The 20,017-nt window shown below is 41.5% G+C and carries 18 protein-coding genes, 1 tRNA gene and 1 pseudogene; 10 read left to right on the forward strand and 10 right to left on the reverse strand.

What is annotated here, in order from left to right; translation table 11 throughout:
• Window positions 1-68 precede the first annotated feature (68 nt).
• A complete protein-coding gene (locus tag AC1DO4_RS02615) occupies window positions 69-482 on the forward strand; it encodes a hypothetical protein (protein WP_477412686.1) in 414 nt (137 codons plus the stop codon).
• A gap of 75 nt (window positions 483-557) precedes the next feature.
• Here AC1DO4_RS02615 and AC1DO4_RS02620 read toward each other — a convergent pair whose 3' ends face one another.
• The 4 genes from AC1DO4_RS02620 to AC1DO4_RS02635 form a co-directional block, all read right to left on the reverse strand.
• Window positions 558-1,346 (reverse strand): MlaD family protein, encoded by a 789-nt coding sequence (locus AC1DO4_RS02620; protein ID WP_477412688.1) that lies wholly within the window; start codon window positions 1,344-1,346, stop codon window positions 558-560.
• On the reverse strand, window positions 1,343-2,134 hold the full coding sequence (locus AC1DO4_RS02625; protein WP_477412690.1) for an ABC transporter ATP-binding protein: 792 nt from the start codon (window positions 2,132-2,134) through the stop codon (window positions 1,343-1,345). Before AC1DO4_RS02625 ends, AC1DO4_RS02620 begins: the two co-directional genes overlap by 4 nt.
• A gap of 1 nt (window position 2,135) precedes the next feature.
• On the reverse strand, window positions 2,136-2,912 hold the full coding sequence (locus AC1DO4_RS02630; RefSeq protein ID WP_477412692.1) for an MlaE family ABC transporter permease: 777 nt from the start codon (window positions 2,910-2,912) through the stop codon (window positions 2,136-2,138).
• A 92-nt stretch (window positions 2,913-3,004) separates the two neighbouring features.
• Entirely contained in the window at window positions 3,005-3,715 is a 711-nt protein-coding gene (locus tag AC1DO4_RS02635; RefSeq protein ID WP_477412694.1) for a pirin family protein, read from the reverse strand.
• 276 nt (window positions 3,716-3,991) lie between these two features.
• Here AC1DO4_RS02635 and AC1DO4_RS02640 point away from each other — a divergent pair, with 276 nt between their 5' ends.
• The 5 genes and pseudogenes from AC1DO4_RS02640 to AC1DO4_RS02660 form a co-directional block, all read left to right on the forward strand.
• Window positions 3,992-4,648 (forward strand): NAD(P)H-binding protein, encoded by a 657-nt coding sequence (locus AC1DO4_RS02640; protein ID WP_477412696.1) that lies wholly within the window; start codon window positions 3,992-3,994, stop codon window positions 4,646-4,648.
• A complete protein-coding gene (locus tag AC1DO4_RS02645) occupies window positions 4,645-6,513 on the forward strand; it encodes an ABC-F family ATP-binding cassette domain-containing protein (RefSeq protein ID WP_477412698.1) in 1,869 nt (622 codons plus the stop codon). Before AC1DO4_RS02640 ends, AC1DO4_RS02645 begins: the two co-directional genes overlap by 4 nt.
• 7 nt (window positions 6,514-6,520) lie before the next feature.
• Complete coding sequence (locus AC1DO4_RS02650; RefSeq protein ID WP_477412700.1) at window positions 6,521-6,754, forward strand: CBU_0592 family membrane protein; 234 nt, start codon at window positions 6,521-6,523, stop codon at window positions 6,752-6,754.
• A gap of 239 nt (window positions 6,755-6,993) precedes the next feature.
• On the forward strand, window positions 6,994-8,856 hold the full coding sequence (mnmG, locus tag AC1DO4_RS02655) for a tRNA uridine-5-carboxymethylaminomethyl(34) synthesis enzyme MnmG (RefSeq protein WP_477412702.1): 1,863 nt from the start codon (window positions 6,994-6,996) through the stop codon (window positions 8,854-8,856).
• A gap of 115 nt (window positions 8,857-8,971) precedes the next feature.
• Window positions 8,972-9,367 (forward strand): annotated as a pseudogene (locus AC1DO4_RS02660) (Ig-like domain-containing domain); the annotation flags it as partial.
• Between the two features lie 1,237 nt (window positions 9,368-10,604).
• Here AC1DO4_RS02660 and AC1DO4_RS02665 read toward each other — a convergent pair.
• The gene (locus AC1DO4_RS02665; protein ID WP_477412704.1) at window positions 10,605-11,117 is read right to left on the reverse strand and encodes a gamma carbonic anhydrase family protein; all 513 of its coding nucleotides are present in this window, start codon (window positions 11,115-11,117) and stop codon (window positions 10,605-10,607) included.
• Between the two features lie 74 nt (window positions 11,118-11,191).
• On the opposite strand from AC1DO4_RS02665, the gene AC1DO4_RS02670 reads away from it, so the two are divergent.
• Window positions 11,192-11,264 (forward strand) — tRNA-Gly (locus tag AC1DO4_RS02670).
• A gap of 121 nt (window positions 11,265-11,385) precedes the next feature.
• Here AC1DO4_RS02670 and AC1DO4_RS02675 read toward each other — a convergent pair.
• Together AC1DO4_RS02675 and nadB are read right to left on the reverse strand one after the other, a co-directional pair.
• Window positions 11,386-11,691 (reverse strand): GIY-YIG nuclease family protein, encoded by a 306-nt coding sequence (locus AC1DO4_RS02675; protein WP_477412706.1) that lies wholly within the window; start codon window positions 11,689-11,691, stop codon window positions 11,386-11,388.
• A 97-nt stretch (window positions 11,692-11,788) separates the two neighbouring features.
• Window positions 11,789-13,381: an L-aspartate oxidase gene (gene nadB / locus AC1DO4_RS02680; RefSeq protein WP_477412708.1), complete on the reverse strand. Its 1,593-nt coding sequence runs from the start codon at window positions 13,379-13,381 to the stop codon at window positions 11,789-11,791.
• A 407-nt stretch (window positions 13,382-13,788) separates the two neighbouring features.
• On the opposite strand from nadB, the gene nadA reads away from it, so the two are divergent.
• The 3 genes from nadA (at window position 13,789) to AC1DO4_RS02695 (ending at window position 16,647) form a co-directional block, all read left to right on the forward strand.
• Window positions 13,789-14,781 (forward strand): quinolinate synthase NadA, encoded by a 993-nt coding sequence (gene nadA / locus AC1DO4_RS02685; RefSeq protein WP_477406008.1) that lies wholly within the window; start codon window positions 13,789-13,791, stop codon window positions 14,779-14,781.
• A gap of 369 nt (window positions 14,782-15,150) precedes the next feature.
• Entirely contained in the window at window positions 15,151-16,197 is a 1,047-nt protein-coding gene (gene thiL, locus AC1DO4_RS02690) for a thiamine-phosphate kinase (protein WP_477412710.1), read from the forward strand.
• Window positions 16,198-16,647: a hypothetical protein gene (locus tag AC1DO4_RS02695; RefSeq protein ID WP_477412712.1), complete on the forward strand. Its 450-nt coding sequence runs from the start codon at window positions 16,198-16,200 to the stop codon at window positions 16,645-16,647. It abuts the gene before it with no gap.
• 9 nt (window positions 16,648-16,656) lie between these two features.
• On the opposite strand, the gene AC1DO4_RS02700 is transcribed toward AC1DO4_RS02695, so the two are convergent.
• The 3 genes from AC1DO4_RS02700 to AC1DO4_RS02710 all read right to left on the reverse strand — a co-directional run bounded on the left by AC1DO4_RS02700 (window position 16,657) and on the right by AC1DO4_RS02710 (window position 20,016).
• Window positions 16,657-18,027: a DNA recombination protein RmuC gene (locus tag AC1DO4_RS02700; RefSeq protein WP_477412714.1), complete on the reverse strand. Its 1,371-nt coding sequence runs from the start codon at window positions 18,025-18,027 to the stop codon at window positions 16,657-16,659.
• 131 nt (window positions 18,028-18,158) lie between these two features.
• Window positions 18,159-19,442 carry a tetratricopeptide repeat protein gene (locus AC1DO4_RS02705; RefSeq protein ID WP_477412716.1) on the reverse strand — a complete coding sequence of 428 codons (1,284 nt, stop codon included), beginning with the start codon at window positions 19,440-19,442 and terminating at the stop codon, window positions 18,159-18,161.
• Between the two features lie 91 nt (window positions 19,443-19,533).
• Window positions 19,534-20,016, reverse strand: a complete 483-nt coding sequence (locus AC1DO4_RS02710) for a gliding motility lipoprotein GldH (RefSeq protein ID WP_477412718.1) — start codon at window positions 20,014-20,016, stop codon at window positions 19,534-19,536.
• Between the last annotated feature and the right edge of the window lies 1 nt (window position 20,017).

The raw sequence follows: 20,017 nt of genomic DNA on the forward strand, positions 1-20,017 counted from the left end.
CAAAACGCAATAAATTGTTGACAAAGCGAACTATATCAGTTACTTTTAAGTCCCCTAATTAATTGGTTATGATCCGCGTACGGTCCAAGAATGTACTATTGGTTGCTCCTGAAACATTTTCAGTTGAGCTTTCTCCTGATAATAAACAATTCCGGCACATCTCGGTAACAAGCCATATTTTTCCATCCATCCATGAGCAAAAGCCCAACGTGGTGATATTGGATTATGACCACCTTACCCACGACATAGAAAAAATATTACGGCGACTGCAATCAAACCCATCGTACAGCAACATAAAAATCTGCTGCTACAAAAGCAAGGAGCACACCAAAGTGGATGCCCTGCTAAAAGCCCTCGGTGTCGACCATATTTTTTATCCTGAAGATTTCAAAAAAACGGTTAAAGGCAACGGCATCGTTAATGCTTTTGCCAATATTTTCGACGCCTCTGTTCTGGCTTTGCTGGTAAAGCCCTCGAATTAGTAACGTTAATTACCTCATTTCACAAATCGAATACCGTATTTCATAATTTCATATTGTTGATCCTTTTTTTAGCCCTTAATTATTGCCATCGGCTTTTTCCTTAGCTACTTTTTCTTTCTCCTTTTGCGCCTTTTCCTGCACTTTTCTAATAGAATCCTGTTTGGCTTTTGCGGCTTTTTTCTTCTTGTTGAAGAAACCCTTCAGCAGGAAGTTGGATTGTGCAGCCTTCAGATCTTCATTTAGGGTACCGGTGGTAGCGTGTACGTTTTTCATGGTAGTTTGAGCCTGTTTTACAGTGCTCTCCAGGCTTTTTGACAAATTATCACTGTTCAACAACCTACCGATACTTCCTTTACCACTGTTAATCTTGCCTACAATTTCAGCCAGGCTTGCTGTCATTGTTTCCGCATTATCAGCTACCCTGGTAAGCTTGGTGATTATCCTGTCCACATCTACCGGGTTTATAGAGGTAAGCCTGCCCCCGTCTTGTATTTCCTGGTTGCTGGTTATGCCTCCGGGAGCTAAAACAACAAGCTTATCGCCCATTAAACCATCACTGCCAATGCTCAGTTTAGAGTCGGTTTTTATGAATTTTTTTACCTTTTCATTTAGCGTCAGGTCAACCCTTACCGAACTATCGGTTATGATGTTGATAGATTGTACCACACCAACGTTGATACCGGCAAAACGCACATTATTGCCAACCTGCAGACCATTCACATTCTTAAATGTTCCATAAACGTTAAATGTGGAATTAAACAACCCTTTTTGGTTGCCTATGAAAAATACAGCCAGTACCAATACCACCAATCCGGTGAAGGTGAACAGGCCAATTTTTATTTTTTGCGATGATGTGGTTCTCATGTTGTTTCGTTAAAAAAAGATCTTACAAGTTCGTTATCCGATTTTTGCAGCGCTGCCCAGGTGCCTTCGGCTATATATTCTCCGTTATCCATCACCATAATCCGGTCGGCTGTAATGCGGGCACATTCCAGGTCATGCGTAATAATAATAGATGATGTTTTATATTTTTTTTGCATATGGAGTATCAGCTCGCTGATCTCGCGCGATGTAATGGGATCTAATCCGGTAGTCGGCTCATCATACAGCATAATCTCGGGATGTACTATGAGCGTACGGGCCAGGCCAGCCCTTTTCCGCATTCCCCCCGACAGATCAGACGGCAACTTGTCGATCGAATCAAGCAATCCTACGCTCTCTAATACCTCTTCTACCTTTTTATCGATCTCGGCCTGGTTTTTAAGCTTAAGCACCCTTGTAAGCGGGAATTCGAGGTTCTCACGCACGGTCATACTGTCATACAATGCCCCACCCTGGAACAGGAAGCCGATTTTTACACGCAATTGCTTTAGCTCATCGTCGCTCATGCCGGCAACATCCTCGCCAAAAACATTCAGATCGCCACCATCGGGTTTTAGCATGCCAACCACACATTGTATGGTTACCGATTTTCCTTCGCCCGATCTGCCCAACACCACCACATTCTCACCCCGTTTCAAATCAAACGTTATATTTTTTAATACCTCTTTTTCGCCGAAGGATTTCTTTAAACCATTGGCATGTATAACCACCTCATCTTTAATGGCTGATGATTTTTTATTTGTTTCGATATTTTCTTTTCCCTTTGCCATCTTATCTGTAAAATAACAAACTGGTGATTTGAACGGCTATAGCATCAATAACAAAGATCCAGAGTGATGCCGTTACCACGGCTGAGTTTGCGGCGATACCTACGCTCTCGGTGCCCTTATTGGAGTGGTAGCCCTTATAACACCCTACAAAACCTATCGCGAAGCCAAAAAATACTGTTTTAACAAGTGCGGGTAAAAAATCGGTAAAATCAAGCGCACTAATGCATTTGTGAAAATAAAGAGAAAAGCTAATGCTATCGGTAATATTAAGAGCCAGGAAGCCCCCCAAAAGGCCGATAACATCCCCAATTACAGACAGCAGAGGAACCATTAGCGTTGTAGCTAAGATGCGTGTAACTACAAGGTATTGTATAGGATTTGCGCCGGATACCTCCATGGCGTCTATTTGCTCAGAAACTTTCATGCTGCCCAGTTCCGCACCTATACTGGAGGCTATTTTGCCGGCGCAGATAATAGCCGTAATTACCGGCCCCATTTCGCGGATAAAGGATACCGCGAGCGTTTTGGGTAACATACTTTCGGCCCCAAGCGCAACAAGAGATGGCCTTAACTGCAGGATTAGCACAAACCCCATGATGAAGGAGGTGATACCTACCAGCATCATGGAGCGATAACCAATTTCGTAGCATTGCCTCACAAACTCCGACCATTCAAAGCCGCCGACAAATATGTTTCTTAAAAACCTGCCGAAGAAAACGCACTGTTCACCAATATCCAGCATCCACTTTCGCCACCCGGTAATTACTTGTTCTGCCATGTGTTAGGTTAATAATTTGACAAATACAACAACGATTTATCAAAATGTTTTGCAGTTCAGGAAAATTCACCTTTAGGGGCCGGCTTGCAGGTTTATGACATTGGTACGTCAATGATCAGGTAACGGGAAAGTTCTTCGGTTTCAATTGTAAATGAACTGCTATCATAAACACCCATAGCGTCCCTTTTGTTTAAAATGGTACCATTTAATTTAGCTTTGCCATCCAACAGAAACACGTATGCACCGTTGCCGGGCGTTTTTATAACATAATTAAGAGGCTTCCCGGCTTCAAAAGTACCCATGCTAAAGGTAGCGTCCTGGTGCAGCCAAAGGGTGTTTTCTCCTTTATCCGGTGATACCATAACAGTTAATTCATTTAGTTTAAAGGCGTCTTTAAAGCTTTTTTGATCATATCTTGGCTGTACATTTCTTTCCTTTGGGAAAAGCCAGATCTGGAGCGTTTTAGCGGCATCCGTTGCCGAAGCATTGTATTCTGAATGATAAACTCCGGTACCGGCCGACATTACCTGCACATCACCGGCATTAATCACGCCTTTATTGCCCATATTGTCCTGGTGCTCCAATCCCCCTTCCAGCGGAATGGTTACTATCTCCATGTTATCGTGCGGATGCAAGCCAAAACCTTTACCCCCGGCTATAGTATCATCATTTAAAACCCTTAAAACACCAAAGTGCATTAGTTCGGGATTGTAATACGGCCCAAAGCTGAAAGAAAAGTTTGCTTTTAACCAGCCTATATCATTTTTGCCGCGTTTACTTTCGGCATAAAAAATTGTTTTCATTCTTATATCTCCATTTTATATGTTTAAACACACAATAGCCGTGCCAATGGATTTAAGTAGTTTAATCTCCCGCTAAAGACGCAAAGGCTTAAGTTGTCTATAAAGCCTCACGGCAATTTTTAACCAAAGCTTTATTAGCATGTTGGATGGTGAAAGCGCAAATTAAATCAACGGTCATTACGCCATCTTTGCGCCTTAGCGTCTTTGCGCGAAACGTTACTCTGCCGAAATTGCATTGATTTAATTATGTGTACTTTTGCAAAAAATTAAGTATCAATGGCAAATAAAGCTATTATTGCAGGTTCAACCGGACTTATTGGCAGTAAATTGCTCCACATTTTGCTGCGCGAACCTTTTTATGATGAAGTTTTAATCCTGGTGAGGAAAAAAATTGATCTTCAGCATAAAAAATTAAGACAGCAGGTGGTCGATTTTGACCAATTGGATAGCTATGCTTATGTTTTAAACGGCCATGCCGTATTCTGCTGTTTAGGCTCCACCAAGGCCAAAACGCCGGATCTGAATATTTATCGGAAGATAGATCATGATTATCCTGTACAGCTGGCACAATTAGCGCAAAAAAATGGCGTTAAGCAATATCATTTGGTATCTGTTATTGGTGCCGATGCAAAAGCGCCAAGCTTTTATATAAGGATGAAGGGTGAAACAGAAGCCGACGTTATAAACGTTGGTGTACCGGCTACCCATATCTACCAGCCTTCGCTATTAACCGGAGAAAGGCAGGAGAAACGCTTGATGGAAAAAATTGCTGGCGGACTTGCAAAAGTTATTGATCCCTTATTAATTGGCAGCTTAAAAAAATACAGGAGCATACCTGCCGAAACCGTGGCTATGGCCATGTACAAACAATCAACAAAAAACGAGGTGGGTGTATTTGTGTACCCATCTGACATAATAAAACAATTATCGTGAGTACTTATCTATCTGCCGAGAACCTTGGCCATCAATTTCATGACAACTGGTTATTTAAAAATATAACCATAGGCATTAACCGCGGCCGCAGGGTTGCGCTGGTTGGTGTTAACGGCGCCGGCAAATCAACTTTATTAAAACTGTTGGCCGGTTATATTAAACCAACCGAAGGCAAGGTTGTTCAGGCCAGGGATCTTAATATGGGCTACCTGGAGCAGGATCCTGGTTTTAAGGATGCTGTTACCATCAGCGATTATATTTTTCATGCTGATGATGTGCAGCAACAACTGATTCGTAAATACGAGGAGTTGCTGGAAAACGACCCTGATAATGCCAAAGCCATTGAAAAGATAATGGAGGAGATGAGCGAGGTTGATGCCTGGGAATACGAATACAAGATCAAAACCATTTTGGGCCGGTTGGATATCCATCACCTTAATCAGCCTATCAATACATTATCGGGCGGACAAAAGAAGCGCCTGGCATTGGCTAAGCTATTAATTGAAGACCCCGATATTTATATTTTAGATGAACCTACCAACCACCTGGATATTGATACCATTGAGTGGCTGGAGAAATTACTGACCGATGGCTCCAAAACCATATTGATGGTTACACACGACAGGTATTTCCTGGATAACGTTTGTAACGAGATATTGGAGATTGACCGGGGTAAGATAATACCCTACAATGGTAGTTATGGTTATTACCTGGAAAAGAAAGCCGAGCGTGATGCCGCGGATGATGCCGCGTTTCAAAAGAACAGCAATCTGCTGCGTAAGGAGCTGGAATGGATGCGCCGCCAGCCACAAGCCCGCGGAACCAAATCAAAAGCACGTATTGACGCTTATTATGACCTGGAAGATAAAACTAAGAGTGGTGGTATCCGTGAAAAAGTTGAACTAAGCGTTAAAACAGCGCGCCAGGGAAACAAGATCATGGAGATGGAACATCTTTATAAAGGCTTTAACGGCAACACCTATATAGATAACTTCAGCTATGTATTTAAAAAAGGAGATCGCATTGGTTTAGCCGGAAAGAATGGTACCGGCAAATCAACGTTGTTAAATTTAATAACAGGGGCTTTGCAACCCGACAAAGGAACTATTGTAAAAGGGGAAACTACTGTGATTGGTTATTTCCATCAATCGGGTATTGTTTTTAAGGATGATGAGCGGGTAATAGATATTGTAAAAAACGTTGCTGAGTTTATTACCATGGCCGATGGCAAAATGATCTCGGCATCTGCCCTGCTAACTTTATTCCTGTTTCCGCCTGCTAAGCAATATGGTTTTATATCCAAACTGAGCGGTGGCGAAAAGAAACGGTTACAGCTGATGAGCATCCTGATGAAGAACCCTAACTTCCTTATACTGGATGAGCCAACCAATGATTTGGATATTGACACACTAAACGTTTTAGAGGAGTTTTTAACCAACTATTCGGGTATATTGATGATGGTATCGCACGACAGGTATTTACTGGATAAGCTAACCGACCAGCTATTTATTATGGAAGGACAAGGCCAGGTACGCATCTACAATGGCAACTACTCGTCTTACAGGCTTGAGCAGGAAGAGGCCAAACAGCAAACCAAAAAAGGTGGGGTTGCGGCCGCTCCTACCCCTGCTCCCGCTGCTAAAAAAAGCAAGCTTAGCTTTAAAGAAGCAAAGGAACTGGAAACAACGGAAGCCGAAATTACAGCTATAGAAAACCAGATAAAAGATAAAACAGAGCAGTTAAACAAGGTAGGCATTGAGCTTGCAAAGCTTAACGAAATAATGGCGCAGATAGCTGAATTAAACAAAAAGCTTGATGATAAAAGCGCCCGATGGATTGAACTAACCGAATTAAAAGAAGCATAAATTGAAGGTGTCGGATATCATAGCATCAGTTGGTGTTATCATTTTACTGGTAGCATTTGTGCTTAATTTATTGAATAAACTATCAGCAGAAAGCAAGGCCTATAAACTGTTGAATTTTATTGGTGCAGGCACTTGCTGCTATGCATCATATATGGTGAGTTTTTACCCTTTTGTGGTATTAGAGGGCGTTTGGGGTACTGTAGCGCTGGTGTCATTATTAAAGGTTCCACGTGGAACATGAGTATAAATAGATAGCTTTGTAACTATAAAATGTAGATTAATCTATAAAAATCGACTTTTATAGGGGAATAATTACGGGTTTATCTACAATTATAAAACACGGCAATTTAGCCCGCTTCTGTAATGTTCCACGTGGAACATGGAAATAAATTAGGTACTGTTATTGGTCAAAACTTTGGCCGAGATCAACAGAAATAGAGAAGGATTTTGATTGTTCCACGTGGAACATGGAGGTATAAAATGTTTAAGAAATATAACGTTATTGTGGTTGGTGCCGGGCATGCGGGCTGTGAAGCTGCTGCTGCTGCCGCCAACCTGGGATCATCTGTTTTGCTCATTACCATGAACATGGGCGTGATTGCACAGATGAGTTGTAACCCCGCCATGGGCGGTGTTGCCAAGGGACAGATAGTGCGGGAGATTGATGCATTGGGCGGATATTCGGGAATTGTAACGGATAAAACATCCATCCAATTCAGGATGCTGAACCAGTCAAAAGGCCCTGCTATGTGGAGCCCAAGAGCACAAAGCGACCGCATGCGCTTTGCCGAAGAATGGCGTTTATCACTGGAAAGAACTACCAATGTCGACTTCTGGCAGGATACTGTTTCGTCCCTTTTAATTAAGGGAAATACCATTGCCGGCGTTCGCACGTCATTGGGTGTAGAGATAGAAGCCGACGCGGTGGTGCTTACAAACGGCACCTTTTTAAATGGCATCATCCACATAGGCGAAAAGAAATTTGGTGGTGGCCGCGCAGGTGAAAAATCGGCTACCGGCCTAACTGAACAACTATCGGAACTGGGTTTTGAGGCCGGCCGTATGAAGACCGGAACACCTCCCCGTATTGACGGACGGAGCCTTAATTATTCCTTGATGGAAGAGCAATGGGGCGATGAAGACCGGGGCAGATTCTCCTTTACCGATGTAGACATGATCAAAGAACAACGCTGTTGCTGGATCACCTACACCAATACAAACGTACACGAAACGTTGAAAGAAGGTTTCGAAAAATCGCCAATGTTTACCGGCCGAATTAAAGGATTGGGTCCGCGTTATTGCCCTTCCATTGAAGATAAGATCAACCGTTTTGCAGAGCGAGATCGTCACCAAATCTTCGTGGAACCGGAAGGCTTAAACACTGTAGAGATCTACGTAAATGGTTTCTCCACCTCCCTGCCCGAGGATGTACAATACAAAGCCCTTATCCAGATTCCCGGATTTGAGAAAGCTAAAATGTTTCGCCCGGGCTATGCCATCGAGTATGATTACTTCCCGCCTACTCAATTGGGTTTAACGTTAGAGACAAAACTGATCAGTAACCTATACTTTGCCGGGCAGATTAATGGTACTACCGGTTATGAAGAAGCGGCATCCCAGGGCTTCATTGCAGGTATCAACGCGCACCAAAAAATTAATGATAAACATGAGCTGATCCTGAAAAGATCGGAATCATACATCGGTGTTTTAATTGACGACCTGGTGACCAAAGGCACCGAAGAGCCTTACCGAATGTTCACCTCAAGAGCCGAGCATCGCTTATTGCTGCGCCAGGATAATGCAGATATCCGCCTGTCGCCAATGGGCCATGAATTAGGACTGATCAGCGATGAGCGTTTAGATAAGGTAAACCAAAAGATCAAAAACTCCGACGACATTGTATCCTATACCAGGACGAAGTCTATCGATCCATCAACAGTAAATACCTTACTTGATGAATTGGGTACCTCTGCCATATCGCAAGGCGCCAAACTTTTTAATTTGTTGAGCCGCCCGCAGGTTGGTTTTAATGACCTGAAAAAAGCGGATAGCGGACTGGAAGAATTATTATCGGCCTATGACAAAGAAACAATTGAGCAGGCTGAAATAAAAATTAAATATGAGAGTTACTTTATAAAAGAAATGGAGATTGTAGGCCGGATGAAAAAAATGGAAGACCGGGAAATCAATCCAAATTTTGATTATCATACTTTAGTTTCGTTATCGAAAGAAGCCCGCGAAAAACTGATGAAAATAAAACCGCGCACTTTGGGCCAGGCTTCGCGAATTTCGGGCGTATCGCCATCAGATATTTCGGTTTTGATGGTTCATGTATCAAGATAAAACGTAAAGCATTGATAATTAAATAATTATAAAATATCTTTTTAAATCAATTATTTCGGATTTTTAATAGTGGAGTTCATAAAAATATAAAAATCGTTTATATCGCCTAAAAACTATGTTAAATCAAAAACCGGCCAATTTTTACAATTTTCTCCTCTATATTTTTGTTGTTTTGCTGATTTCTGGCTGCGCTGCGCAACAACAGCCCCAGGGAGGCCCCCGCGACGTAACCCCGCCTGTTTTAGCGAAGGCGATACCGGCCAATAAAACACGAAACTTTGCTGCCAAACAAATTGACCTTGAATTTGACGAGTTTATAAAACTAACCAACCAGTACCAGGAAATTACCATGAGCCCCACCATGGAAAAACCGCCTGAGTACTCATCCAACAAAAAGAAGCTGAAGATAACTTTTAAAGACACGCTTCTTAAAAACACTACTTACGTTATCAACTTCGGAAAATCTATCCAGGATGTAAATGAAAGTAACGTGATGAAAAATTTCACCTACGTTTTTTCTACAGGTCCGCATATCGACTCGTTGAGTATCTCCGGATCCGTTACCAACACCGTTACCCAGGAAAAAGAAAAAGATATCACTGTTATGCTTTTCCCGGTAAAACAGGATACGCTGTTTGGCAAAAAGAAACCTTCCATTTTTACAACTACTGATTCTTCTGGTAATTTTAGTCTCAATAATTTACATGAAAATCAGTACCGCATCTATGCCTTGAARGAGGCCAGTCCGGATAAGATTTTTAATAACGATAATGAACTGGTAGCTTTTCTTAAAAAACCCATCAACCTTAAATCAGATACGCAAAATATCAAGTTAAACCTATTTAAACAATTCCCCGAAAAATTCAGGTTTGCCGAAAAACGTTTTGATGTAGATGGAAAAATGCTTTTTGTTTTTAACAAAGCTTTGTTAAAGCCGTCCTTAAAAGTTATTTACCCGGCTGATATCAACAATCAGAAATACGTAGAATTTAGCAAGACGAAAGATACAGCATCAGTATTTGTAAAATATATGAACTTCGATTCGATAAGGGTAGCTATTTATGATAATAACAAACCAGTTGATACCACCTACCTTTTAAAGAGCAAAAAAGAACTTTTTACCAGGATATTTAATTTCAAATACAATATATCAAACGACAAGCTAAAACCGGGCAACGACCTGGTAATAACGAGTAACCTGCCTATAGAAACGATAAATAACGCCCAGATCACGCTTAAAGAAGATTCTATTGGACTGGCAACGTCCGACTATACATTACAAAAAGATACGGGGAATAGTAAACACATTACCCTTAACTATAGATGGCGGCAAAACGCCAAATATGAACTTATATTTAACGAAGGGGCATTTACAGACATATATGGCACTAAAAACAAATATGCCGCAAAGAAATTTCAACCCGATAAACCCGAAAACTACAGCACCCTTACCGTTAAAGTTACTGTGCCGGATACATCAAAAGCCTACGTGGTTGAGCTGCTGAACGAACAAAAAGTTATACAGCAAAGCGACCCTATCACCAAAAGCAGAACTATAGTTTATAGAAACTATTTTACCGGAAAATACATGATACGCGTTGTTTATGATGAGAACCGGAATGGCAAATGGGACAGCGGAAATGTACATTTAAAAAAACAACCGGAAAACATCTGGATTAATGAAAAGGAGATCACCTTAAGACCCAACTGGGAGGCCGAGGAACCTATTACTGTACCCAAGGAACCTGCTACTCCTTAAACCAACCCGAGTACATGATGTAGTTTTTTGGAAGCTGCTTAAGCATCGCTATCTGTTCGTCTGTTAATGGTTTTATTTTTTTTGCAGGCGTTCCTGCATATAGAAACCCGCTTTCGCAAATGGTGTTTTCTAAAACAACTGAGCCTGCGCCAATGATCACAAATTCATTCACAACAGCATTATCCATCACAATAGCGCCCATACCAATCAGTACATGATCATGCAGTGTACAGCCGTGTACTAAAGCGTTATGGCCAATAGATATATTATTCCCTATATTGGTAGGTGCTTTTAAATAAGTAGCGTGTATTACTGCTCCATCCTGGATATTTGTGTTATCTCCTATTTTAATATAATGCACATCACCGCGGATAACTGCGTTGAACCATACAGAGCAGTTGCTGCCCATCACCACATCGCCCACAATAGAGGCGTTCTCGGCTATAAAACAATCTTCTCCCCAGATTGGGCTTTTATCTTTTACAGGTAATATCAGTGGCATATTAATTATTGAATTAATGAGTTATTGAATTATTGATTGCTATACTTTTTCTTTATGTTTGAAAGCAAATTTAAGCGGAAATAGCTCAGCTGGTAGAGCATCAGTTTCCCAAACTGAAGGCCGCGGGTTCGAATCCCGTTTTCCGCTCTAATCTAAAACCGTCATTGCGAGGAGGTACGACGAAGCAATCCCCTACTTACAGAGGAACCATGCTTGTCTGAGTTCCTGATCAGGAATTACTTTACTACTACGCTTTAACTTATACCGATTACGCTTTAACCAAACTCTCATACAAATCAATCCATTCCGGATTCAAGGCATTAATCAACTTAATTTTCTTATTCCTGCTCCCACCTTTTAGCAATTTCTCAGCTGCTATAGCTTCTTCAATATGGGCATACGATTCATAATAAACCAGCTTATTGCAATTGTACTTCGCAGAAAAGCTATCAGGGTAATTTCTATTTTTATGCTCCCAAATCCTACTTATTATATCCGAAGTTACGCCGATGTATAGCACCGAATGCGTCATATTAGTAACTATATAAATGTGCCCTCCTCTGCCCATAATCATTACTCATTTATCATGACGTTGACTTTGCATATCGGGGATTGCTTCGTCGTACCTCCTCGCAATGACGGGAGTGTAAAGTAAAGAAATCTTCCCATTCCTAAAACACCGTATCCTTCACTTCCTCTGCATGCACAGGATAATCCGTAGTATAATGCAATCCCCTGCTCTCTTTGCGTAACATAGCCGATTTTACTACAATAAATGATACCTGGATTAAATTACGTAGCTCGCAAAGTTTTACGGATAGCTTGGTTTTTTTGTAGAAAGACTCTGTTTCTTCGTACAATAAGCCCAACCTGCGCATGGCCCTTTCCAGCCTGAAATCAGACCGTACAATGCCCACATAGTCATTCATCAGCTTCTGCATCTCGCGTACGTTGTGTGTAACCAGGATATCTTCATTTGATAGTTGTACACCGTGCTCATCCCAATCAGGTATGTTACCAGGTATCACAAAATCATTAAATTTACTGATAGCATCCTCATAAATCCTGTGTGCAAACACCAAAGCTTCTAATAACGAATTGGAAGCCAGCCTATTAGCTCCATGCAAACCAGTTGATGAGCACTCACCACAGGCATATAACCTTAATATAGACGATTGGCCAACATGATCAACCATTACACCACCGCACATATAATGACAGGCCGGCGCCACAGGGATCATATCCTTGGTCATATCGATACCAATCTCCAGGCATTTGGCATATATATTAGGGAAATGATTTAAAATGTCTTTTTTACTCCTGTGCCTGATATCCAGGTAAACAAAATCCTCCCCCGATTTTTTAATCTCGGCATCAATAGCCCTTGCTGTTATATCCCTTGGTGCCAATGATTTACGCGGATCATACTCCTGCATAAACTCTTCTCCATTGGTACGTTTTAATATTCCCCCGAAACCACGCACAGCTTCAGATATCAGGAAAGAAGGATATTCGCCCGGGTTATATAAAGCGGTAGGATGAAACTGGATAAATTCCATATTACGCACCTTACCTTTTGCCCTGTACACCATGGCAATTCCATCGCCGGTAGCAATAGTTGGGTTGGTAGTAATTGAATAAATATGCCCGGCGCCGCCTGATGCCATTACAGTAACCTTAGATAATATCTTTTCAACAACATTACTTTCGGTGTTAAAAGCATAAATACCATAACAGGTAATATCCGTACTCGATTTACCCACCAGCTCACCTAAATGATGCTGGGTGATCAGATCGACAGCAAAATAATGGGTTAAGATCTCGATGTTTGGATTCTTGTGGATCTCTTCCAATAACGAACGTTCAATCTCCAGCCCGGTTACATCCTTATAATGTAATACCCTGAATTCGGAGTGGCCGCCTTCTTTTGCAAGGTCATAAAACCCTTCGTTTGTTTTATCAAAATTGGTTCCGTAATCAATAATCTCGTTAATTCTTTCCGGGCCTTCTTTTACAACTGCTTCCACAACTTCCCGGTCGCAAAGGCCATCGCCGCTAATTAAAGTGTCTTCTATGTGTTTTTCAAAAGAATCTTCCTTTTTATCCACAACTACCGCAACACCACCCTGGGCATACTTAGTGTTGGATTCATCTTCGTTTGATTTGGTAACTATCAGAACCTTACCATGTTTTGCAGCCTTAAGTGCAAAACTTAGTCCGGCTATGCCTGATCCTACGATCAGGAAATCAACAGTTCGGGTCATATTTTAAGTATAAGTTGTGTAAATGTACACGATATGTTAATAACACGTATAAAGATGTTAATTTGATGTAAAGAAATAGCTAACAAATACTGAAACCGTGGATAACCTCCAATTTTGTTGCAGAAATGAATAATTTTTGAGCGACTTTTGCATAGTTTAAACACTAAAGCTAACATTTTCTACATTAACAAAATATTAACATATAACTTTTAAAAGTAAAATTTGATTCTAATAGTATTCACAAAATCAAACTGATACAAAATAAAAAAGTGTGGAAAAGTGTTAATAAAAAGTTAAAAATAACTTTTACCAGAAAATGTATAGCGACTTTTGCACATAACTAACACCATAATAAGTAATAGTTTTATTTATATAAAAATATAGTTGTTATTAATTGATTTGTTGAAATGGATATCTTCGAAGAAATAAATGTGACAGGATTTGTGGACGAATACATCGACCCCACGCTTGATCTGTTTGATGAAATTGAAAAACTTAAAAAGGAAAAAAATGCAGTCATACTGGCTCATTACTACCAGGATCCGGATATTCAGGATATTGCAGATTATATTGGCGACAGCCTTGGGCTATCTCAGCAGGCTGCAAAAACTGATGCCGAAATTATTGTTTTTGCCGGTGTACATTTCATGGCCGAAACTGCCAAGATATTATCACCAAACAAAAAAGTTTTATTACCCGACTTAAAAGCAGGATGCTCATTAGCAGATAGTTGCCCACCGCACTTGTTTAAAAAGTTTAAAGAAAACTATCCCGATCACCTGGTGATCACCTACGTAAACTGTACAGCCGAGCTGAAAGCCTTAAGCGATATTGTTTGCACATCGAGCAACGCGGTACAGATAGTTGAAAGCCTGCCAAAGGATCAAAAGATAATATTTGGACCGGATAAGAACCTTGGGGCCTGGGTGGCCAAAAAAACAGGCCGCGACCTGGTATTGTGGAATGGTGCATGCATGGTGCACGAGATCTTCAGTCGTGAAAAGATAACCAAACTGAAGGAAAGGTACCCCAATGCTAAACTGCTGGCCCACCCCGAATGTGAGGAGGTGATACTGCAGATGGCCGATTATATTGGCTCAACAACCGGGATATTGAAATATGCAGGCAATCACCCGGATAAGGAATTTATCGTTGCTACGGAGGCAGGTATTTTACACCAGATGCAAAAGGAAAACCCGGATAAAACATTTATTCCGGCGCCACCAAACAACAGCTGTGCCTGTAACGATTGCCCGCATATGAAGCGTAACACACTGGAGAAATTATACCTGTGTTTAAAAAATGAAATGCCGGAGATTACTGTACCGGCTGATATTATTGAAAAAGCCGTAAAGCCTATTGAAAGGATGCTGGAGATATCGGCAAGATTAGGGTTGTGATTATATCAACTTATAGGCAAACCGTTAAGTCCCCCCGTCATTGCGAGGTACGAAGCAATCCCCTATAAGCAGAGCAGCTTGGCAGGTTTGCCCTGTATAGTACGGGATTGCTGTACCGCAATGACGCGTGGAGAGGAAAGAGTAAGTATTAAGTGAAGATTTTTAGGCCTTATTATCAAAGGATATAGATAATAAGGCCTAAAAACTCAAAAAAATTTCCCGCCTTCGGCGGTAGGCATCAAAGCGTTTTTTTGCGACGGCGCGAAATTTTAATAAAAGAATAGTTATATGGCTGATAAATATGATCGGCCTTAAGTAAAGATAAAAGTACCAGTGAAATCACCATAAATAGGTGAAATCATAAAGCATATGTTTGAAAACCAGGAGAGAACCAATTTAGAAGACTTAGGCGAATTTGGCTTAATAAACCATTTAACAAAAAATATAAAGCTTGGGCAGCCAGGCACGGTTAAAGGTGTGGGAGATGATGCCGCGGTATTGGATTTTACCGGCAAAAAAGTGCTGATAAGTACCGATATGCTGTTGGAAGGCATCCATTTTGATTTGGCTTACACGCCATTAAAGCATTTAGGCTATAAAGCCATCCAGGTAAACCTGAGTGATATTTACGCCATGAATGGGACGGCATCGCAGGTTACCGTTTCAATAGGTTTATCAAGCAAGTTCCCTTTAGAGGCTATTGAAGAATTATACGAAGGCATCTATATTGCCTGCGAAAAATATAATGTTGATTTAATTGGCGGTGATACCACATCATCAAAACAAGGGTTGGTAATCAGCGTAACTTCCATAGGCTATGCCGACGAAGCCGATATTGTTTACCGCAGTGGCGCCGGCGAAGGTGATCTGATCTGTGTATCCGGCGACCTGGGTGGGGCTTATACCGGCTTACAATTATTGGAACGCGAAAAATTGATCTACCTCGAAAATCCCAATATCCAGCCTGACCTGGAAGGGAAAGATTATATTGTTGAACGCCAGCTTAAACCCGAAGCCCGCAGAGATATAGTTGAACTATTGAAAAGCATTGATGTAAAACCTACGTCAATGATAGATGTATCAGACGGTTTGGCATCCGAAATTATGCATATCTGCAAGCAAAGCGCAAAGGGCTGCAGCATATATGAGGAAAAGATCCCTTTAGACCCTATGACCTTTGAAACAGCCCGCGAATTTAACCTTGACCCAACCGTGTGCGCGCTGAGTGGCGGCGAGGACTACGAGCTTCTATTTACCGTTAAACAAGCCGACTACGACAAGATCAAGTTTAAAATGGATATAACCATCATCGGCCATATCACCGAGGCTTCAGCGGGCTGTAATCTCGTCACGAGGACTGGCAACTCGCACCCGTTGAAGGCCCAGGGATGGAACGCATTTAAAAAATCGGAATAAATGCTAAGCTGGTTTTTTGGCTGGTTTTATTTGAATAAACACCCCGAAGGGGCGGTGCCAAACCAGGTGATTGCGGGTACATTTATGCTGTATTTTGCGTTGCTGCTGCAAATGATCAGCAATTTGCTGGATGGCATTAACCTGGCTGCTTTTATATTTCTGTTCGGCTTCCTTTTTTACTTCATTTTTATGACCGGCGAGGGCCGGAAATGGGCAAGGATAGTAATGCTTATCCTGATATTATTTAACTCCTACGTCCTGGTTGCAAATATTACCCATCCGGCAATAGCACCAACCGGGGCCGTTCAACCCGCTGTTTTTTTTAAAACACCTGTATTTTTAACTGGGTTGTTTATTTTGGAAGTGGTGCTTGAACTTATAGCAATGGGGTTGTTGTTTTCCACGCAGGCAAAAGGGTGGTTTGGCAGGGTGAGAGCTAATGTAAATTAACCCAGGGGTTTAGTCCTCTCCCAAAAACTTACTATCAATTTGCTTATCAGCTTTGGCACCTAACTTTTTGATCTTCTCGGCGGTGGTTGTCAAATTCCCCCTGCCGTCCGATAGCTTATTTATGGCGCTGTTGTAAGCAGTTTGTGTTTGGTTTATGTTTCTGCCAATACTGTCCATATCGCCCAGGAAACCTACAAACTTATCATACATATCACCGCTTAAACGTGCAATTTCAAGCACATTCCGGTTCTGACGCTCCTGTTTCCACATGCTGGCAATGGTACGCAAAGTAGCCAGCAATGTTGACGGACTTACTATCACAACCTTTTTATCCCAGGCGTAGTTGAACAATTCGCCATCCAGTTGTACGGCTATGCTGAAGGATGATTCTATCGGCACAAAAAGCAAAACAAAATCCGGGGAATTGATTTTATAGAGATCGTGATATTTTTTGGCCGACAATCCGTTGATATGGGCCCGGATAGATTCGACGTGTGCTTTGGCAAAAAGCTTCCTGTCTTCTTCGGTATCGGCATTAACCAGTCGCTCATAGGCAATGAGGGATACTTTTGAATCGATAACCAGGTGCTTTTCATCCGGCAGGTCAATGATTACATCCGGCTGGTAACGCGTGCCATCATTGGCCTGCATAGCCGCCTGGATGCGGTACTCCTGGTCTTTAACCAGCCCCGAGCGCTCCAATACCCGCTCCAATATCACCTCGCCCCAGTTGCCTTGTTTTTTGTTATCACCCTTAAGAGCTTTTGTTAAATTCTGCGCCTCATCGCTAATTTGTTTGTTGAGGTCCATCAGTTGGGTAATTACGCCTTTAAGGGTATTGCGCTCGGCGGCTTCCATGTTGTAAACCTTCTCTACCTTATCCTCAAAGGCCTTCAGGTTTTCTTTGAGCGGATTAAGGATCAGATCCAGGTTGCTGCGGTTTACATCAATAAATTCCTTTGATTTTTCTTTGAGCAGTTTTTCGGCCACATTCTCAAACTCGCGCTGAAACTGCACGCGGATCTGCTCAATTTCCACCTTTTGTTCCTGAACTTTTTCCTGTTGCGATTTATAGTAGGCCCGGGCGCTTTCCAGCGATTGATTGGCTTGTGCAAGCAGGGCCCGTTCCTGAAAAAGTTCATCCAGGATGCGGTCCTTATCTTCTTTTAAAAACAGGGTGATGTTTTCTTTTTCGTTGGCTAAGCCGCTGGCTTTTTCCTCGGCTTTGGCCAATGCAATTTTAAGCTGGTCGCTCTCGGTACGGAGTTTATTCAGTTCACCGGCCGAAATTAATTCAACAGTCTTTGGTTTTTTGATGAACAATAAAACAGCTATCAGCAGGATAACTACTGAAGCGATCATTATAATATCAGCACTCATTTTGATAAAAATATTAGCAAATTTAAGTTAATATTTTTAGTAATGGAAAGAAGATATATACAAAATCAGTATTGCAAAATATAGCGCAATATCAATGAATCAGCGTGAAAATAAATAGGATAAGCAGTATTTTACTTGCAAAAATTAGTAATATTCTCAGGGGCCAGTTTATTGCCCATGGAAACTGCTTTATTAAAATCGGCACAGGCTCCGGTTTTATCATTCAATAAATGTTTGGCATATCCGCGGTTATTATAAGCATCATCATTTTTAGGTTCCAGGGTTATAACTTTGGTATAATCGTCAATAGCTCCTTTATAGTCCTCCAGCTTCCTTTTTACGAGGGCGCGGTTATAGTATGCGTTGCTATACTGTGGATCAATACTTAACGTCAGGTTGTAATCGTCAATAGCGCTTTTATAATCCTCAAGGTCTAATTTGGTATTGGCGCGCTTAAAGTAGCCATCGGCATCTTTAGGGTTTAAGTTGATGTAGGCTGTATAATCATCAATAGCTTCGCTATAATCATTTATCCCATCGTTAGCAAGACCACGGTTATAGTAAGCAGCCGAATATTTGGGGTCGAGCGCGATAGCTTTGTTGTCATCGTCTTTAGCGCCAATGAAATCGTCCAGGTCCAATTTAGCTAAACCCCGGCCGTTATAGCCATCCGGGTCTTTGGGCTCAAGCATAATATATTTTGTATAATCATCCACTGCGCCCCTATAGTCTTCAAGCGTGCGTTTAACGCCTGCGCGACTATACCAGGCATCGGCATGTTTTGGATTTAGTATAACAGTTTGGTCAAAGTCGGCTATAGCGCCTTTATAGTCTTTTAAGGTGTTTTTTAAAAGCCCCCGGTTAAAGTAAGGATAGCTGTCTTTAGGATTTAACACAATAGCTTGTGTATAATCGGCAATGGCGCCTTTGTAATCTTCCAGGTGTTTTTTACAGATGCCCCGTTCGTTAAACGCATCTGCATCTTTAGGGTTAAGAATTATGGCCTGGTTATAGTCGGCCAATGCATTTTTATAATCATCCAGGTGTGCTTTGGCAAGTCCCCGGTTATAAAAAGCAACAGCATCTTTTGGTGCTAATGCTATAGCGCTTGAATAATCGGCCAAAGCGTTTTTATAGTCTTTCAAACTATCGTAGGTGCGTCCCCTGTCTATAAAAGCATCTTCATTTTTGGCATCAAGGGTAATACTCTGGTTCAAATCTGCCAGGGCGGCTTTATAGTCTTCGAGGCCATATTGAGCCATTCCTCTTTTGTAATAATAGCCGGCATCTTTAGGGTTTTGGGTAATGGCCTTGGTATAGTACTTAATTGTGCTCTGGTACTTTGCACTATCGGCATTTATTTGTGCATCGGCAAGCAACGGAAAAAGGAGTGTGATAAGGAATAATTTTTTCATTAGCTAAAGCAAGGTTATAAGCCACCTAATGTAAAAAATATTACTTTGATTTAAAAAAAAAGGGGACAAATTAAATACCAGGAAAAACAATTTATTGCACTTTCGCTACCCTCAGCCCTACATCGCTTACATCATGCAGTGGGTTATCCCTCATGTTTTGCTCAATCTCGAAATGGTAATTACCCTTAGCCGCGAATTTTACATTGGTTTGAAAAGGCAGCTGGTAGCTATATAAATTACCCGAGCCTTTACCCAGCCATTCGCCGTCGCGGGTAGCCAGCTTTATTTCGTAACGGGTTACCTTTACCTGTTTAGCGGGGGAGGTTTGATAAATGAGCACAAACAGGTTGGAGTATTTATAGGCATCTGTAACGCGCAGATTAAAGTAAAGGTTATAAGCAGCCTTTTCATCATCTATCCTGCAATCAAATTTAACCCGGTTAACGTACGACCAATTATGATCTGCAAAGGTCAGGTTTGTGTCAATAACCGCTTTAGGGTCGGTACAGCTACCCAGCAGCGCTATCATTAAAAGGGACGCTGCCGGATAAAGTATCTTTATATACCGTTTCATT

The organism is Mucilaginibacter sp. P5_A6, assembly GCF_056400585.1.

Bases quoted from the DNA above. Each gene is read 5' to 3' on its own strand.
- AC1DO4_RS02615 (WP_477412686.1), top strand. From the start codon at position 69: ATGATCCGCGTACGGTCCAAGAATGTACTATTGGTTGCTCCTGAAACA.
- AC1DO4_RS02620 (WP_477412688.1), bottom strand. From the start codon at position 1,346: ATGAGAACCACATCATCGCAAAAAATAAAAATTGGCCTGTTCACCTTC.
- AC1DO4_RS02625 (WP_477412690.1), bottom strand. From the start codon at position 2,134: ATGGCAAAGGGAAAAGAAAATATCGAAACAAATAAAAAATCATCAGCC.
- AC1DO4_RS02630 (WP_477412692.1), bottom strand. From the start codon at position 2,912: ATGGCAGAACAAGTAATTACCGGGTGGCGAAAGTGGATGCTGGATATT.
- AC1DO4_RS02635 (WP_477412694.1), bottom strand. From the start codon at position 3,715: ATGAAAACAATTTTTTATGCCGAAAGTAAACGCGGCAAAAATGATATA.
- AC1DO4_RS02640 (WP_477412696.1), top strand. From the start codon at position 3,992: ATGGCAAATAAAGCTATTATTGCAGGTTCAACCGGACTTATTGGCAGT.
- mnmG (WP_477412702.1), top strand. From the start codon at position 6,994: ATGTTTAAGAAATATAACGTTATTGTGGTTGGTGCCGGGCATGCGGGC.
- AC1DO4_RS02665 (WP_477412704.1), bottom strand. From the start codon at position 11,117: ATGCCACTGATATTACCTGTAAAAGATAAAAGCCCAATCTGGGGAGAA.
- AC1DO4_RS02675 (WP_477412706.1), bottom strand. From the start codon at position 11,691: ATGATTATGGGCAGAGGAGGGCACATTTATATAGTTACTAATATGACG.
- nadB (WP_477412708.1), bottom strand. From the start codon at position 13,381: ATGACCCGAACTGTTGATTTCCTGATCGTAGGATCAGGCATAGCCGGA.
- nadA (WP_477406008.1), top strand. From the start codon at position 13,789: ATGGATATCTTCGAAGAAATAAATGTGACAGGATTTGTGGACGAATAC.
- thiL (WP_477412710.1), top strand. From the start codon at position 15,151: ATGTTTGAAAACCAGGAGAGAACCAATTTAGAAGACTTAGGCGAATTT.
- AC1DO4_RS02695 (WP_477412712.1), top strand. From the start codon at position 16,198: ATGCTAAGCTGGTTTTTTGGCTGGTTTTATTTGAATAAACACCCCGAA.
- AC1DO4_RS02700 (WP_477412714.1), bottom strand. From the start codon at position 18,027: ATGAGTGCTGATATTATAATGATCGCTTCAGTAGTTATCCTGCTGATA.
- AC1DO4_RS02705 (WP_477412716.1), bottom strand. From the start codon at position 19,442: ATGAAAAAATTATTCCTTATCACACTCCTTTTTCCGTTGCTTGCCGAT.
- AC1DO4_RS02710 (WP_477412718.1), bottom strand. From the start codon at position 20,016: ATGAAACGGTATATAAAGATACTTTATCCGGCAGCGTCCCTTTTAATG.